We start from the raw sequence: 15223 nt of genomic DNA on the forward strand, positions 1-15223 counted from the left end.
TGGTCCATATCTTTGCTCGAAAATTCTTCCATCATACAAGTCTCCAAAAAGCTTAAAAAATACTTGACAATGTACGACAATTCGATTATTATGTCTTTAAATTTTCTAAAAAAAGTTGCCCTTTAAAAATGCTCAACTTTCTTTACTAACCTGCGGAATGCGGAATGTGGGATAAATTATATGCGGGGAGCATTTTTTCCTGATAACTGGGAAGAACTCTACAAAAAATCTAAACAGGGTAAAAGATTACCATGAAATAAGTATATACCCAAAAACACTCTTTGCAGCTGTTTGGGTATAGCTCAGTTATAATGTTTAGCGGTAACTTCTCTCCATTTTTTGATGATTTGAGCGGCAAGGGGAGCGGCTTCTTTTCCATAATCGCCAAACTTAAGATAGACGACAACGGCAAGCTCGGGCATGTCAACGCGGTAATCGTCATCTTCTTTAAAGGAGAGGGCTCCAAACCAGATGTCTTTGCAGATGAGAGGCTCGCTTTCTCGGTCGAGGGTGGGGCGGTAGACGAATTCGGCGGTTGAGGTTTTTCCTACAAAGTCCTTTTGGAGCTTTTTGTACTCGGGGATCCACTTGGGGTGTTCGTAAAGGGCGCGGATCCGGTAGGGTTGGACAGGCCCTTTTTCTCCCATGACAACGCGGCGCATCCCTTCCATGAGCTCTCCACGGACACGGGGTGTCATCTCGAGGGTCCGTTTGACTTCGCGACTTGTGGGGATAACCCCTTGGAGGTTGGCTTTCATCTTGATGATTTGGGGTTTGAGGACCTCCCCACCATTTCCGATGGTGGCGAGCATCACGGCGGTTTGCAAGGGGGTGACAACAAGGGAGTGCTGCCCAATCGCAAATGAGTAAAGCCCTGTTTTGTTGTCACGAAGATCGTCGGGAACATACCCTCTTGTTTCTCCATACAGGTCGATTCCGGTCAGCTTTCCAAATCCAAAGTGTTCGGTTGTCTTTTGGAGGGTCGCAGGGTGGTCGATCACCTCCCCTGCTAGAAGGGAAAAATAGATGTTACTGGACCGCTCGAGCGCTGTTTGAAAGTCAACCCGTCCTAAGGAGGCGTGGCTCCGGGGAAGGCATCCACCTTTGTGGTAGCGGGTGATGAGTCTCCCTCCGGGATAGCGCCCTAATACGATCCCATTTTCGGTGACCACTTTTGGGTTCATTTCATCGATCACCTCTAAGGGGTTTTTTCCTCCGGTTTGTCTGAGCGCTTCGTAACCGGTAACGAGTTTGAAGATCGAACCAAGTGGTGTTGATTGACCATAGGCGTAGGACTTTCCATAGCCAAAGCCATTTTTGGGATAAAAAGCTCCTGCAAGCCCTTGGAGGGTTTGTTTACGGATCGTATAGTAGCGTCCCCAAAGGGGGACGTTTAGCTCTTTAAACGAGCGGAAGGTTTTCATGAGGTCGAGGGAAACGTGGTGGGAGCGGAGGAGTTTTAGGGGTTCATCTAATTTGCTCTTCAGCACCAGATGAAATAAAAAGGGTTGGAGTTCAGGATCTTTACTGATATTTCCATAGATAAAAGCATCGAAAAATTTCCACTGGTGTTTGTCCCAGAACTCTCCGAAAAGGGTTTTTTCTGCTTCGTTTAAGTAGTCGGTGTAGGGGTGGGGGTAGGTCTTTTTTTCTTTTTCTTCTTCCCGCTTTTCTTTGAGGTAGGCGCGAAAATGTTTTTTCCGCCACAGGGGAAAGACCCGCTCGTGATAGAGCGCTTTGACTTGGGAGGTGATCTCCTCTTTGATCGAGACAAAAGCTTGGTTGAGTTTCCGGTAGGTGTTTAGACTCATTGTTTGAGCTTCTTCCAAACTTTGCGCTGAAAAGTTTTCTCCGTTGGCGGCAAGGCGGAGAAGATCGAGGAAAAGGAGTTTATCTTCGTTGAGCTTGATCGGCTTTAAAAAGGGGTCGAGCTCTTTGCGGATTTCATCGGCAAGGGGGTTGTCCCATCCCCCTTTTGAATAGAGGGTGTGGATCGTTTCGGAAAGGTTTTTTTTTCCGAGGAGTTTGTGGAGGGCTAAGGCGACATGTTGGAGGTGGACCGCTTCTTGAACGGAGAAGGCTTGTCCAAGAGAGTGGCGGACTTTCCCTCCCCGACCCAAGATGTGGTCGAGGTAAAAGGGCCAGGTGAGCCACTCTTTTTCGGTATAGAGGGGAGTTTCCCGCTCAAGGGGGAACTCTCCATCCCAAATGGCTCCGATATGATGGGGGCTTTCGAGCCACTTGTAAATCTTTCCGATTTTTTCCTTCCGATTTTTGTCGGTTAAGATGAAATCGTTGGGGTTGGAATTGGGGTACGAGGCGAGGGCGACAATCTCTCCTGTTTCGGGGATCATGGCGACAATTGCCCCGCCCTTAATCCAAGGGGGGCAAATAGTGTCATGTCCCTTCCCAGCAAGGGAGAAATGGCGTTCCCGGTCCCGCTCGTTTAAGATTAAAAGTTCTTCGGCGTAAGCTTGCAATTCGGAAGAGAGGGTGAGGAGGATGCGGCTTCCTGCTTCGGGCTCTTTGCCACCCGGTAGGTTCCGGATGAAACGTCCCTTTGCCCCGAGCTCAACTTCCCGTTTTCCATACGTGCCTCGGAGCGATTGGTCGAGCTTCCGTTCGATCCCTGTCTTTCCGACGTGGGCGTGGATCGTATAAGCCTTTTCCTTGAGTTCGGCAAGACGCATCTCCACATCGTGACTGCTATAAAATCCCTTAGGCAAAGGGATGGGGAGCCCTTCTTCCCGTTGCTCAAGGAAAAGAGAGAGCTCTTTAATCTCTTGGGCGATGGTGAGGTATTGCCGCTGGTTGATCGCTCCCATGTAGCCGATAACATCAGCTGCTACTTTCCCTTGAGGGTAATACCGCTTTGCTCCCCGCTCCATGGCTAGGCCGGTCCAATCCTTTTCAAGGAAGCGGAGGCGGTAGTAAAGCGCTTCAGAGATGTCTTCTTTAATGACAAAGGGGGTGTTCGGAAAGATCGAGGCTTTGCTGTAGATGAGATCTTCGATGGCAACCGGGTCCATCTCTAACGCTTTCCCAAGCATGGCGGCTAAGTTTTCGATATAGCGCCGCCTCTCATAGACTTTGACCCGCTTCCCCTTTGCATCGCGCTCCCAGCTCACGAGGGGAATTTCACGGATCCGGTCGTAACAAACCGCGGCATTGTATTGGACTTTATTGATGGCAAGGGGGAGATTAAAACGATCCCGAATGGTTCCTCGGGGAGCCGCTTCCACTACAGTGCGCCTTTGGGGTTTTAGCGCCTTTTCGACATACTCTTCATGCTTGATCGTTCCCAAATACCATACCCGAAGAGCGATCATTAAAAAGGCAACTAAAAGGAGGTGGAGGGCGCGACTTGCTTTGTCGGGAATATCACGTGTCATGCAGTTTACTCAATCTATTGAGTAATTTTACTCAATGCATTGAGTAAAAGTCAAACTGCGCTACTTGCCAAAATGCTTGGTAGACAGAGTCTCTTCCTTTTCGAGATACTTAACCATGACAACTTGCAGCTGTTTTTCCAAGTCGTTTTGGGGGGCAATTTTTCCTCTCCCAAGGGCGGTTAGGTATTTTCGAGTCGTTGCAGAAGCATGGACCTTAGGAAGAACCTCGATTGCTGTATTGACATAGTCCTTTGTCTTTTCGTCAACAAGGTCTCCCTCTTCGCAGGCCTGCTGCATCTGCTTGACCTTTTCAATCTGGAGGACGAGATACTTTTTCTGGTAGGCATCGTGGTTCATCTTATTTTGAGAGTGGGCGATTCCTAGAGAAAGTCCTTTGAGCCAGAACTCGATATCGATCCGGATCAATTGATTTTCGAGAGGGGTTTTCCCATCTCCTTTGAATTTATGACCTAGGTTGTGGATGAAATCGATACTTTCCTGCTCATGGGGAGTGGGGGTGAAAAAGACCATGTCGCGCACTTCGCGGCTGATCTTTTCATTGGGGTGACTCAGGCAGATCGCGACAAGTTCTCGGTTTTGCGCTTCGTAAAGGGTGGCGACTTCCTTTTTATAGGCATCGCTTTTTTCGCTTTGGTATTCGTTGACCATCGAGGAGAGGGTTTTTCGCTCTTCGAGAAGGCCGTTGTACTCCCACTTTTTGTTCGCAGTGGTGTAGTTATTGTCCATTTTTTTCAAAAAAGAATTATAATGGCCTGCTCGGTAATCAGACAGGACTTCATCAAGAAGTTTTTGAGCCGGGGCAGCGATTTCTTCTGCTTGGATGGGCTCGGTTTTTGTCGCTTCCTCTTCACCTACAAGGGGAAGGGTCATCATAGCAGCCACTAAGGGGGTAAATAATTTTTTTTTCATCACGTGATCTCTCCATTTGGTTTTCTTCTATTATAGTAGATTCTCAATAAAATTGCACATCTAATCGCGCAAAGAAAAAAATTTAAATGAGGATTTCTCTTGGAAAAAAAGGGCAAGATAGAGTAAAAAGGATAAAGATTGTGCGCCTGTAGTTCAATGGTAGAACAATAGCCTTCCAAGCTATTAGTGTCAGTTCGATTCTGATCAGGCGCTACATAACCTAATTTTAAACCAAGACCGAAATCTTTACAGAAGGTGAAGATGCCGTCGTCAAACAAAAGGGACAAGGCTTGGCAAAAGACCAAACATACCAAACAACTGTATCCATTAAGGATCTTCTAGAAGCTGGGGCTCATTTCGGCCACCAGAAGCAGCGATGGAACCCCAAGATGAAGCGCTACATCTTTGAAGAGCGCAGTGGGATCTACATCATCGACCTCGCAAAGACGATGCAACAGATCCGTGTCGCCATTGAGGCGATCGTTTCGACTGTTGAAAAACATAAAAGCATTCTCTTTGTGGGAACCAAAAAACAAGCAAAAGATGTCATCAAAGAGTGTGCCGAAAGGTGTGGCGAATTTTACGTTTGTGAGAGATGGCTGGGTGGAATGCTCACCAACCTTTCAACCATTCGCCAGTCGGTCAAGACCCTCGAACGGATTGAAAAGCAAATCGCGTCAGAAGGAGATAAGTTCACGAAGAAAGAGCTCAGCCTCCTAGCCAAAGAACAGGAAAAACTCAATCGAAACCTTTCAGGAATCCGCGCGATGCGAAAGCCCCCTGGACTTCTCGTTGTTGTTGATCCAAGCAAGGAACACATTGCTGTTGCCGAGGCGAACAAGCTTGGCATCCCTGTGATGGCTCTTGTCGACACTAACTGTGATCCCGACCCCATCGACCATGTCATAGCGTGTAACGATGATGCCCTCAAAAGCATTAAACTGATTGTTCAAGCCCTTTCCGATGTTGTGATCGACAAGAAAGGAGAGCTGAACATCGCTCTTGAGAAGGAAGAAAACGAGAAAAAAGAAGCTGAAGCAAAAAAAGAACCTGCCGAAGCCCAAGAAGAAGAATCAGCTGAAGGGGAGGAGGAAAAAAAATGACAATTTCAGCCCAAATGGTCATGGACCTAAGAAAGCGCACCGGCGTTGGAATGAGCAAATGTAAAGATGCTCTGACCGAGGCAGGTGGAGACATGGAAGAAGCGATCAGCATCCTTCGGAAAAAAGGGATGGCCTCTGCTGTCAAAAAGGGAGGGCGTGAGACCAATGAAGGGGTTGTTGGCGTTGCAGAAAACAGTGAAGTCGCCTACCTCGTTGAGGTTAACGTTGAGACCGATTTTGTTCTTCAAAACGACCGCTTTAAAGAGTTTCTCAAAAACATTTGTGATGACGCCTTAGTCTCTAAGCCTTCTTCTGTTGAAGACTTTTTACAGCAAAAGTATAGCAAGAACTCAGCCCTTACCATTGATGAGTACCGGGCCGAAACGGTTCATAGCCTAGGAGAGAACATCCAGATCAAGCGGCTTCTCGACTTTAAGAAAAGTGGCGATGAATCTTTAGGGATTTACTCTCACATGGGAGGGAAGATCGTCTGCGCCGTGCGTATTGCAGGAGCAGGAGATCAAGAAGCTTTAGCGCGCGATGTTGCGATGCATGTTGCTGCCGAGGCACCTGATTACCTCAAACCCGAAGAGATCCCTGCGGATGTCCTTGCTAAAGAAGAGGAGATTGCTCGGAGCCAGATCCAAGGGAAGCCCCCTGAGATCATGGATAAGATCGTTCAAGGAAAGCTCAATGCTTACAAAGAACAGGTCTGCCTTCTCAACCAAAAATTTGTAAAGGACTCCTCAAGCACCGTAGCTAACTACGTTGTTGCCGAAGGAAAAAAAGCTGGCAAGACACTCGAAGTTGTCGAGTTTGTCCGCTGGCAAATAGGTGAGTAAGTGACCTACAAACGTGTTCTCTTAAAACTCTCGGGCGAATCCCTTAAGGGGGAAAAGCCCGGGGTGATTGACCATGTCGCCTGTGACCAAATCGCAAATAGCATCTGTGGTATTTACGAGCTTGGTGTTGAGATAGGAATCGTCATTGGAGGAGGGAACATCTTTCGGGGCAATATGGCTGAGCAATTTGGCTTTGCCCGGACACCCGCTGACCATGTTGGAATGCTCGCTACCACCATCAACGGCCTCATCTTAGGACAGGTCCTTTCCACCAAAGGGTGTAAGACTCGCGTGATGAGCGCGCTGAACTTCGATGGCATCGTTGAGCCTTATAATTGGAGCCATGCCCTGCATTCTCTCGACAAAGGACACATCGTTATCTTTGTTGGAGGGACTGGGAACCCTTACTTCACCACCGATACGACTGCCGCCATGCGTGCCAGCGAAATCGAAGCCGAGGTTCTCCTCAAGGCGACCAAAGTGGATGGGATCTACGATAGCGATCCCAAGAAGAACCCAAACGCCGTAAAAAGCGACTACCTCACCTATTCCGACGTCCTTACCAAAAACCTCCATGTTATGGATGGGACGGCCATTGCGCTTTGTCGCGAGAGCGATATCCCGATCCATGTCTTCAACCTCTTCGAAGAGGGGGCCCTCTTTAAAGCGGTCACCGAAAAGAAGGGTGGAACACTCGTTACCAAAGGTTAAAAATGACGATTAATGAATGTAAGCAAAATATGCAAAAAGCGCTCGACCATTACCAGGAAGAGCTTAAAGGGATGCGAACAGGTCGGCCGAGCCCCTCGATGCTCGATAACGTTTCCCTTGAAGTCTATGGGACAGAGATGCGGATGCGCGAAGTGGCAACCGTTGCCGTTGCAGATGGGAATCAGCTTGTCGTGACCCCCTTTGATCCCAGCACCGCCAATTCGATCGCCAAAGGGATCGAAAAGGCCAATCTCAACCTCCTCCCCGCTGTCGATGGCCACATCGTCCGGGTTCCGATCCCTCCGATGACCGAAGAGCGCAGGAAGGAGATCGCCAAAGAGGCCCGTGAGAAAGGGGAGAAGACCAAGGTGACCATCCGCGATGTTCGCCGCAAGTCGAATGATGAGGTCAAAAAGCAGAAGGCCGACGGGGAGGTCACCGAAGATGAGCAGAAAAAAAATGAGAAGCAGATCCAGGATCTGACTGACCAGTTCTGCAAGAAAGTGGATGAGCTCTTTACCGCCAAAGAGAAGGACATCATGGCGGTCTGACAGCTAAAAATTGTTTAATTGACTGTTAATAAGCGGCTTGTGAAAGTCGCTTTTTTGTTAATAAATGAGGTTCGCAGTAAAAATGATTTTTCAGTATAATATAGTTATATATCTTTTGAGGAAAGAGTATGGCAGCAAATTTTGAGACAAAACGAATTACGCTCGATATTCCCGAAGACTTGCATCGGAAGTTAAAAGCTGTTGCAGCGTTAATGGGAATGACACTAAAGGAGTATATCCTTGGTTGTGTTGAGGATAAAACTTTCAATCGAGAGCCAACAGAAACACTGTGGCAAGCAATGGAAGACTCTAGGCGAGGGGAAAACCTGAATGAGTATGTTGATGTTAATGATCTCTTTAAAAAACTAAATCTTGATGAAGAAGACTAAGACAACAAACCAGTTTAACAAAGATCTCAAGAAAATGAAGAAGAGAGGGAAAGATCTTCGAAAAGTTAGACATATTATTAGTCTCCTGACCCATGCTGAAAGGTTGCCGGCCAAATGTCGCGACCATAAATTAACTGGAAATTTTCGGGATCATTGGGAATGCCATATTGAACCAGATTGGCTGCTTATTTATAGGAAATCTCAGGATGAGGTTGTTCTTGTTGAGACAGGAACACACTCAGACTTGTTTAAAAAAACAATTCATCAACGCTGAGGGTTGATTATTATTGGCCCACGTTGTAGAATAATGAGACATAAGTTATTCTGATGTCATCGGCCCCATCGTCTAGTCAGGCCTAGGACACAAGGTTTTCATCCTTGCAACAGGGGTTCGAATCCCCTTGGGGTCATTGGAGGCTTTAGCTCAGTTGGTAGAGCATCTCCCTTTTAAGGAGAGGGTCGTTGGTTCGAGCCCAACAAGCCTCATCACTAAAAAGCCCTCTCTTAAAGCAATTTAAGAAAGGGCTTTTTTTATACCCCGGAGTGCTACTTATTTCGCTACGTAAGGCTTCTAGAGTTAACGCATCTACTTCGCTGATGCCCCTTCGCCAAGGTGAACCACCTTGACTCGTGGCTCAGCTTGTATCTACGCCAATTCTATTTGCCTACGCAGCGAAATAAAAGGCACTCCGGGGTTATAGCCAGGAGGGAGAGGTGCAGGTGGATTCGTACACCGTAGCAGCGTAGGAGGTGAGCTTTTTGACGAGGGCTTTTTGGAGTTTGGGGTAGAGATCTTCCGGAAAGAAAAGAATAGCGAGGTTAGAGGAGAGAGAGTCTGAAAGATCGTCCCCAGTGATGATGTTACCACGGGATTGGCATGCAGTGGCGCGATGAATCGTGCAGGTCACTTCGGGAAATGGCTCAATGAGCGTTAAGAGCTCAGCTGTTGATAACCCATCGATGATAATTTCTAACCGAATCATTGACTTCACTTATCCTCCATATTGTTGAATGATCCACAGATAAAATGGTATTCCTACCAATATATTAAAGGGGAAGGTGATTCCCATTGCAAGGGAGAGGTAAAGGCTAGGGCTAGCTTGCGGAACGGCCGTTCGCATGGCTGCTGGAGCGGCAATGTATGAAGCGCTACCGAAAAGAAGCATGAGGAGGAACGTATCTCCAGGGGCAAAATGGAAAAATTTTCCAATGAAAAATGCGACAAATGCCATCGCAATTTGTAGAGCTAATGCTGAGAAAAAGAGGCTAAAGGGCGTTTTTTTCAAGTCCTCAAATCTTTTTGCAACAGCCAGTCCTAAGTCGAGAAGAAAAAGGGTGAGCATCCCATGGAAGAGCCCTTCATAGAATATGGAGATTTTGCTCCATCCTTCTTCTGATAGCAGTGTTCCAATCAAGAAGCTTCCCAAAAGGACGACGATCGAATTATTTGTGATAGAGTGTTTTAGGATCTGAAATATCGAGCCAGAGTTAGTGCTTTTGTTTTTCGTATGAAAAAACATCGCCATCAATATCGCAGGAGATTCCATGAGAGCCATCGTGGCGATCATATAGGGCCCATAGGAGATATTGAGTCGATTGAGGAGCGCGGAGCCTGTAATAAAAGTGACAGCACTAATCGAGCCATAGGAAGCCGCAAGGGCAACCGCATTCACATCTGTTGTCAGCCTTTTGAAGAGGTAGTATGCAATACACGCAATGGTAAATGCACCTAGAATGGCGACAATGAAAATGGTTGCATAATGATAGTCTAAATCAGAATGTGCGAGGTGAACGCCTCCCTGCACACCAATCGCTGCTAGGACGTAGAGTGAAAAGAACTTTGGTAGGGGGTGGGGGATCTCTAGGTCTGATTTAATGACCCGGGAAATAACACCTAGTAAAAAAAATAGGATGGGGGCTGATGAGAGCACTTCAAAAACCATAGCACATGTTTACCATCGAATGTAAATAAACACAATACTCGAAAGGGAGGGCGCTGGCTCGAGGGAAGAGGTCGAGCAGCAATGCCAGCCCCCTTTTTACTCTGGGCTAATAAAGAAAGTGAGCATCGCTTGCATAATTGTTAGTAACACCCAGGTTAGCGATCACACTCTTTAAAATCGCGAGCGCTAGAGAAGATAGGGTTAGGAGAGCAGATTGTTTGTTCCGATTGTCGCAAAGGGTATTGGAATGAAATTGATTTTGAGCGCTTCGGATTGATTTAAATTTCCCCAGCCATGAGTAATATTATAGCGGGCAATGATTCCCACCATCTTTTCTATAGCTGTAAACAATACAGCGCTAACGATTCCTAGCTTACGATGTTTAGGGAGAAGATGGAGATTAATGGCAATGACACATCCTGTTTTAACGACTTGCTTTGTAAAATCAAGGGCATAGGGATGGATCTTTTGTCCTATTGACTAGACCATAATAACTCCTTGGTTTGCTAAATAGCCAATATTGTATAGGAAAAGCTATTTTTTGCGCACTTCAAAAAGAGAGCCGGTTGCTTTTTGCTTTAGAAGCAAAAGAATTTCTTGAGAGACTTCTTCGGGGGAGAGGAGGGTTGAAGGATCTTCACTGGGGAAGTTGGAGGTGCGCATCGGGGTGGCGGTTCGCTGGGGGACGATGGCATTGATGTGAAGATCGGGACGTTCTTCGGCAAGCCCCTGGGTAAAGTTGACGATAGCCGCTTTGGCAGAGGAGTAGAGGGTATAGGATTTCCGCCCACGGGAAAAAGAGGAGGAAGAGAGGTTGATGATGTGGCCACTCGGCTTGATTTGGGCAGCGTGGCAGCTGTAGAGAAGGGTATGGAGGTTGGTGGCGATGAGATGGTCGATTTCTTGGGAGGAGAGGGCATGGAACGGCTTGATGGAGAGGTGGCCGACACAGTTAATCAGCCCGTCAAGGGGACCAAGCGACTGGAAAAGCTTTTGGGTCGCTTCGAAGTTGGTGAGATCAACGGGATAGTCGGGAGAGGATTTAGAGAGAATCAGGGGTGTGGCCCCTTCTTTTTTGAGGAGGGTAGCAAGGGCAGAGCCGATCCCTCCAGTTCCTCCGGTAATGGCGAAGGTTTTTCCTTTCAGGGAGATGGCTTCTTTTCCGGGGAAGGAGCTTTTTTGTCGCATCAGCTGCTCGGCTAAAAAGAGGTCGAGCTCTCCTGTGATCTTAATGTTGCTTTCTGCGCCGGGAACGATGTGGACGGGAAGGCTTAGGTTGAGGACAAGGCGACAATCGTCAGAAGCATTTTGATCGGGCGCTTTTTCATGGGCCTCAAGGATAAGGGGGTAGGAAAAGCTTTGAGGGGTTTGGCCGCGGAGGTATTCGGCGCGTGGGGGAATATCGGTAATCGTATCAAAACTTTTGGCATGGACGATCGTATCGGCAGAGGGGATGCAGGTGTCGACCGCGTCATGCTTTTTCAAGGCGTCAAGATTGTCTTGGATGATTTGATGGGAGATGAAGGGACGGACCGCATCGTGGATGACGACGTGGGTGGTCTCAGTACCGCAGGCGATGAGACCGCGGTAGGAGGAGTCTTGTCGGGTATGCCCTCCCTCAATGACCCGGACGCGAGGATCGGTCACCTCTTTTCGCACCTCTTCGAGGTGCTCTTTGCGGCAGACGAGAATAATCTCTTGAAACTCGGTGAAGGGGAGGAAAGCCTCCAGAGTGTGGAGGTAGATTTTCTTTCCAGAAAGGTTGAGGAACTGCTTAGGGATGGCACTTCCGAAGCGCTCCCCGGTTCCACTCATAAGAAGGATGGCCTTGATCATCGTTTTAGTGTTATGCCTTTTAGGGCTAATTGTAAGAATTCTGCCCGTTTTTGGGCGAGCTTTTTTTTGGGAATCTCCTCTTCAGCGGTCAACATGAGGTGGCCGCGGCGCACTTCAAAAAAGATTCTATTGAGGTCTTGGTCGGTCAACCCCTCGATCCAACCGAGGTCAATCCCTAGCTTTACAAAGCTTAGGGCATCGAGGGCCTCCTTGGTTTCGATCTGGTAGGAGTGGGTTAAGAGCCCAACCGCCCGACTGATCTTGTCGACGATCAGGGCGTCAGGGGTTTCAGTTAGGCAGGTGCGAAGATTTTTTTCATAAGAGACCAGTTTGGTCGCGGTTTTATGGATCTCCTCTAAGATGTGATCTTCGGTGAGTCCCAATGTAAAGCAGTTTTGAATGATCACGATATCGCCAACAAACTCACTGGTTCCCGCGAGGCCACTTGCTTGCACCTCATCGTCGAGCTCTTTGGCGAGGACCTCATCGATCTGATCGAGCTGGATCAGGCAAGGTAGATGAAGAAATGCCTGGACGGTCAATGCCGTTCCCGCATTGGAAAGCTCCGAGGTGAGGTAGCCAAATTTGTGGGAGTAGGCAAAAGTATGGTTTTGAGCCAGTTCCTCTTCGATCGCAGTTAGTTTTTTCCACGCTTCTTTCCATCCCGAGTGGGCTTCGATTGCATGTAAAACCAAGTGATCCTCCCCGTTAATGGTGGCGAGGAAGGTACCACTTTCATCAATGACAAGGCCTGCTTTACAGGAGGGGTTTTGGGAGGTTGAAGTTGCCAAAAAGTGTTCGAGTAAAAACTCCTTTTCCGCTCCCTTTATTTTTTCAAACTCGAAGAAGGTAGGCTGTTGTAAAGCCGACGCATTTAAAAGGGTTTTCTTCAAAACCCCCAGGGTTTGCTCCGAGTCGGTCTCGGTCATCTTTGGAGGAAAGGGATGAGAGGCCACGTTCCGCTGAAGAAAAAAGCTCGATGCCATCCAGATGGGGGTATCACTTTTTTCCCAAACGCTATTTTCCTTAAGCTTTAAAAAAGGTGTCATGGTGTCTCAGTGGTTAGGGGGGGTGTTAAAAAAATCCATTTCTTTATCTTTTGCGTTCTTTCCGGGAAAAACCGGAAGTTTGCAAATCTCCTATACTTAGGCATATGTCGATTTGCAAACTTTCAATTTTTTCTCGAAAATCAGCACAAAGTCTGAAGAAAGCGACTTTCTCAACACCCCCTTAAGGTATTGATCTGGTCGCGGAGCCATGCCGCCTCTTCATAGTTTTCCCCTTTGAGCGCCTGGCTAAGCGCTTCATTCAGATCGCAGATCCGGTTTAAGTGCTGGGAAGTTTCATCGATGTTAGGCGACTTTCCAATGTGGAGGGTGGGTATCGGGCTCGAAGGATTCGGTTTTAAGCGAGGGGAAACGCACTGCGCCTCAACAAGCTGGTCGGTCAAAATATCCTCGAAAGCGGCATAACACCCTTTGCATCCCAAGGGCTCTCCCATCAGCACCGCCTCAAGGGAGGTTTTACACTCATTGCAACAGAGCCCCTCCTCTTTTTTGGGGGAGGTGTCGGAGGTCGTTTTTCCCTGAAGCTTCTGCTTTAAAATGGGACAGTCCTGACACATCGCCGTTGTGTTAACAATTTCACCGACGATCTCGCTATAGACGACATCGGCGTTTCTTTTACATTGGCTACATTCAAGGGGTCTTTCGGTCATAATATACCGTATAGAAAAAACCTCTTTTATAATCAAAGGGGTTGTGGTAATGGTTAAAATAAAACCCCGGAGTGCTACTAATATCAATTGAGGGGATTTTCGATTTTTTTTCAGGTTCAGAGGGGCAAAATGACCACATACTCCAATAGAGTAGGGGTCATTTTGCCCCTCTGAACCTGGAGGAAAAGAAAAATTCAAGCAATTGACAGTAGTAGCACTCCGGGGTAAAACAGAGGTTAACCGATGAAAAAGATCTTACCACTCTTCTTACTCGCAGCAGGTGCATTAAGCGCGCAACAATATGGATACCCTTCGAATGGGAACCAATATGGGCAGCAAATGGAGCAACCTCAACAGCAGCAAGGGATCCCTTCTGAAGGGTCCCACCTTTCGCAGCAGGAGCAGCAGTTCGCAAGCCAGCTAAGCGATATGCACAAAGTGATGTTTTGTCGTCATTTTTCTGTGTCGCAGCGGATTGAGGCGATGACCCTCGCAAGCACACCTGTTCAGGGACTTTCCGGACAGTCTTCAAAACTTTCTCCCGACAAAGCGGTTGAAATTGTGATGAAAAACGCGCGGCAAAATGGGAATGGGCAGCAACAGCAACAACAAGCTCAACCTCAACAGCCACAGCAGCCCCAAAGCCCTTACGGCGGTAGCTATAGCTATCCAAATCGAAACAACAACGGACGGTACTAGAGCGTGTCGTCAATTAAAACAAGTTTAAAGAGTTCTTCAGGGGAGAAAAGTTCAAGGCGCCTGATGCAGAGAGCCCGAATTGGGCTCTCGAAGGAAGGCAACGATGAAATTTTCCTCATGGAGAGCTAAGGAAACGCAGTGTAATTAACGACACGCCCTAACCCCTAAGTGCTGGGTAAGTGAAGCAGAAGAAGTGGATGAGGTTGAAAAGATAGTGGCAGAAGATGCTACTTTCGATCGATCGTGTCATCTGATAGATGCTTCCGTAGACGAGTGAGGCGATGAAGGTGAGCGAAAGGAAGCCGAGGTCGCGGACAAAGGTGAAGTGGAGGAGTGCAAAGAAGAGGGAAACCGCAACGACGCTCAGCGCTCCGCCCCACTTGGCGTTCAGATAATCACTCAACTCTCTTTGGAGAAATCCCCGGAAAAAAGCCTCTTCAGGAATCACCACAAGGAACAGGTTAGCGATCAGCCACACCCACGTAATGTGGGGGAACTTCAGGTCGATCTCCACAAGGTGGAAGTAAAGGGAAAGAATGACTAAGACAATTACCCCAAGAGTGGTAAGAGCCACCGTTTTTACAAAGACGGAACGGAGATGGAACCGGGATAAAAGGGGAATCGAAAGGGCCAAGGGAAAAAATCCGATGAACGGCTTGTCGTAGTTGAGGTAAAGAGAGTAGGGATAGGCATTTTCACTGATCTGTAGCTCGCCCGCAATTTTCCAGTTGTAAAACCCAGGAAAGAAGTGCCCCATCAGCACAACAGAAAGAAAAATAGCAATGATGATGGTGATTAGGCGGGGAACTCCCTTGAGCTTTCCTGTTAAGGCAAGGTGGGCACCCCCAAGGAGAATCAACGCGACAAAAATCTTAAGGTCGATCACCTTACCGTAGAGGGCAAAGATAAAAGAGAGAGCTAAAAAAGAGCCCCAAAGCCACGGCTTCCGATGCATCCAAAGGCTCATGAAAGCAAGGATCAAGGAGATGAAGGCAAGGGAGGTGATCGGATGGTCAACTACTCCTCCCTAAAGGAAGGAGCTTGTAGCTAGCGCAGTTGCTGCTACCATAGGCACGTTGACAGGTGCCCTTGCTGAGACAACAGACTCAG

Annotated in this window: 15 protein-coding genes and 3 tRNA genes; 10 read left to right on the top strand and 8 right to left on the bottom strand. The window is 47.8% G+C overall.

The genetic code is table 11. From position 1 onward, the window contains the following. Positions 1-302: 302 nt before the first annotated feature. On the bottom strand, positions 303-3392 hold the full coding sequence (locus NEPTK9_RS07360; RefSeq protein ID WP_194848192.1) for a penicillin-binding transpeptidase domain-containing protein: 3090 nt from the start codon (positions 3390-3392) through the stop codon (positions 303-305). Positions 3393-3452: 60 nt separating this feature from the next. Further along, a complete protein-coding gene (locus tag NEPTK9_RS07365) occupies positions 3453-4322 on the bottom strand; it encodes a hypothetical protein (protein WP_194848193.1) in 870 nt (289 codons plus the stop codon). A 142-nt stretch (positions 4323-4464) separates the two neighbouring features. Here NEPTK9_RS07365 and NEPTK9_RS07370 point away from each other — a divergent pair. From NEPTK9_RS07370 to NEPTK9_RS07410, 9 genes are all read left to right on the top strand, one after another. Beyond that, positions 4465-4535 (top strand) — tRNA-Gly (locus tag NEPTK9_RS07370). A 77-nt stretch (positions 4536-4612) separates the two neighbouring features. Further along, positions 4613-5425 (top strand): 30S ribosomal protein S2, encoded by an 813-nt coding sequence (gene rpsB, locus NEPTK9_RS07375; protein WP_194848194.1) that lies wholly within the window; start codon positions 4613-4615, stop codon positions 5423-5425. After that, complete coding sequence (gene tsf, locus NEPTK9_RS07380) at positions 5422-6267, top strand: translation elongation factor Ts (protein ID WP_194848195.1); 846 nt, start codon at positions 5422-5424, stop codon at positions 6265-6267. The genes rpsB and tsf overlap by 4 nt, the downstream gene beginning before the upstream one ends. Next, a complete protein-coding gene (gene pyrH / locus NEPTK9_RS07385) occupies positions 6268-6978 on the top strand; it encodes a UMP kinase (protein WP_194848196.1) in 711 nt (236 codons plus the stop codon). It abuts the gene before it with no gap. 2 nt (positions 6979-6980) lie between these two features. Then, positions 6981-7529: a ribosome recycling factor gene (gene frr, locus NEPTK9_RS07390; protein ID WP_228547082.1), complete on the top strand. Its 549-nt coding sequence runs from the start codon at positions 6981-6983 to the stop codon at positions 7527-7529. A 128-nt stretch (positions 7530-7657) separates the two neighbouring features. Then, positions 7658-7918 (top strand): hypothetical protein, encoded by a 261-nt coding sequence (locus NEPTK9_RS07395; RefSeq protein ID WP_194848197.1) that lies wholly within the window; start codon positions 7658-7660, stop codon positions 7916-7918. Next, on the top strand, positions 7905-8192 hold the full coding sequence (locus NEPTK9_RS07400; protein WP_194848198.1) for a type II toxin-antitoxin system YafQ family toxin: 288 nt from the start codon (positions 7905-7907) through the stop codon (positions 8190-8192). The genes NEPTK9_RS07395 and NEPTK9_RS07400 overlap by 14 nt, the downstream gene beginning before the upstream one ends. Positions 8193-8253: 61 nt before the next feature. Further along, positions 8254-8328: transfer RNA gene (locus tag NEPTK9_RS07405), tRNA-Glu, on the top strand. 3 nt (positions 8329-8331) lie between these two features. After that, a tRNA-Lys gene (locus tag NEPTK9_RS07410) sits at positions 8332-8404 on the top strand. Positions 8405-8613: 209 nt separating this feature from the next. Here the strand turns inward: NEPTK9_RS07410 and NEPTK9_RS07415 are convergent. The 5 genes from NEPTK9_RS07415 to NEPTK9_RS07435 all read right to left on the bottom strand — a co-directional run bounded on the left by NEPTK9_RS07415 (position 8614) and on the right by NEPTK9_RS07435 (position 13414). Beyond that, complete coding sequence (locus tag NEPTK9_RS07415; RefSeq protein ID WP_194848199.1) at positions 8614-8910, bottom strand: hypothetical protein; 297 nt, start codon at positions 8908-8910, stop codon at positions 8614-8616. Further along, positions 8911-9861: a sodium-dependent bicarbonate transport family permease gene (locus tag NEPTK9_RS07420; RefSeq protein ID WP_194848200.1), complete on the bottom strand. Its 951-nt coding sequence runs from the start codon at positions 9859-9861 to the stop codon at positions 8911-8913. It lies immediately after the preceding gene. A 534-nt stretch (positions 9862-10395) separates the two neighbouring features. Then, the gene (locus tag NEPTK9_RS07425) at positions 10396-11697 is read right to left on the bottom strand and encodes a bifunctional cytidylyltransferase/SDR family oxidoreductase (RefSeq protein ID WP_194848201.1); all 1302 of its coding nucleotides are present in this window, start codon (positions 11695-11697) and stop codon (positions 10396-10398) included. Further along, entirely contained in the window at positions 11694-12746 is a 1053-nt protein-coding gene (locus tag NEPTK9_RS07430) for a protein arginine kinase (RefSeq protein ID WP_194848202.1), read from the bottom strand. Before NEPTK9_RS07430 ends, NEPTK9_RS07425 begins: the two co-directional genes overlap by 4 nt. Before the next feature lie 170 nt (positions 12747-12916). Beyond that, on the bottom strand, positions 12917-13414 hold the full coding sequence (locus NEPTK9_RS07435) for a UvrB/UvrC motif-containing protein (protein WP_194848203.1): 498 nt from the start codon (positions 13412-13414) through the stop codon (positions 12917-12919). Positions 13415-13657: 243 nt separating this feature from the next. Between NEPTK9_RS07435 and NEPTK9_RS07440 the strand changes: the two genes are divergently transcribed. After that, a complete protein-coding gene (locus NEPTK9_RS07440) occupies positions 13658-14113 on the top strand; it encodes a hypothetical protein (protein ID WP_194848204.1) in 456 nt (151 codons plus the stop codon). Between the two features lie 157 nt (positions 14114-14270). On the opposite strand, the gene NEPTK9_RS07445 is transcribed toward NEPTK9_RS07440, so the two are convergent. Continuing rightward, positions 14271-15080, bottom strand: coding sequence for a CPBP family intramembrane glutamic endopeptidase (locus tag NEPTK9_RS07445; protein ID WP_228547083.1), 810 nt, complete (start codon positions 15078-15080; stop codon positions 14271-14273). Positions 15081-15223 lie beyond the last annotated feature (143 nt).

The organism is Candidatus Neptunochlamydia vexilliferae (genome assembly GCF_015356785.1).
GTDB classification, from domain to species: Bacteria; Chlamydiota; Chlamydiia; order Chlamydiales; family Simkaniaceae; genus Neptunichlamydia; species Neptunichlamydia vexilliferae.

What these genes read in the sequence shown, in the direction of transcription:
- NEPTK9_RS07360 (WP_194848192.1), bottom strand. Translation starts at nt 3,392, where the DNA reads ATGACACGTGATATTCCCGACAAAGCAAGTCGCGCCCTCCACCTCCTT.
- NEPTK9_RS07365 (WP_194848193.1), bottom strand. Translation starts at nt 4,322, where the DNA reads ATGAAAAAAAAATTATTTACCCCCTTAGTGGCTGCTATGATGACCCTT.
- tsf (WP_194848195.1), top strand. Translation starts at nt 5,422, where the DNA reads ATGACAATTTCAGCCCAAATGGTCATGGACCTAAGAAAGCGCACCGGC.
- frr (WP_228547082.1), top strand. Translation starts at nt 6,981, where the DNA reads ATGACGATTAATGAATGTAAGCAAAATATGCAAAAAGCGCTCGACCAT.
- NEPTK9_RS07395 (WP_194848197.1), top strand. Translation starts at nt 7,658, where the DNA reads ATGGCAGCAAATTTTGAGACAAAACGAATTACGCTCGATATTCCCGAA.
- NEPTK9_RS07400 (WP_194848198.1), top strand. Translation starts at nt 7,905, where the DNA reads ATGAAGAAGACTAAGACAACAAACCAGTTTAACAAAGATCTCAAGAAA.
- NEPTK9_RS07420 (WP_194848200.1), bottom strand. Translation starts at nt 9,861, where the DNA reads ATGGTTTTTGAAGTGCTCTCATCAGCCCCCATCCTATTTTTTTTACTA.
- NEPTK9_RS07425 (WP_194848201.1), bottom strand. Translation starts at nt 11,697, where the DNA reads ATGATCAAGGCCATCCTTCTTATGAGTGGAACCGGGGAGCGCTTCGGA.
- NEPTK9_RS07430 (WP_194848202.1), bottom strand. Translation starts at nt 12,746, where the DNA reads ATGACACCTTTTTTAAAGCTTAAGGAAAATAGCGTTTGGGAAAAAAGT.
- NEPTK9_RS07435 (WP_194848203.1), bottom strand. Translation starts at nt 13,414, where the DNA reads ATGACCGAAAGACCCCTTGAATGTAGCCAATGTAAAAGAAACGCCGAT.
- NEPTK9_RS07440 (WP_194848204.1), top strand. Translation starts at nt 13,658, where the DNA reads ATGAAAAAGATCTTACCACTCTTCTTACTCGCAGCAGGTGCATTAAGC.
- NEPTK9_RS07445 (WP_228547083.1), bottom strand. Translation starts at nt 15,080, where the DNA reads ATGAGCCTTTGGATGCATCGGAAGCCGTGGCTTTGGGGCTCTTTTTTA.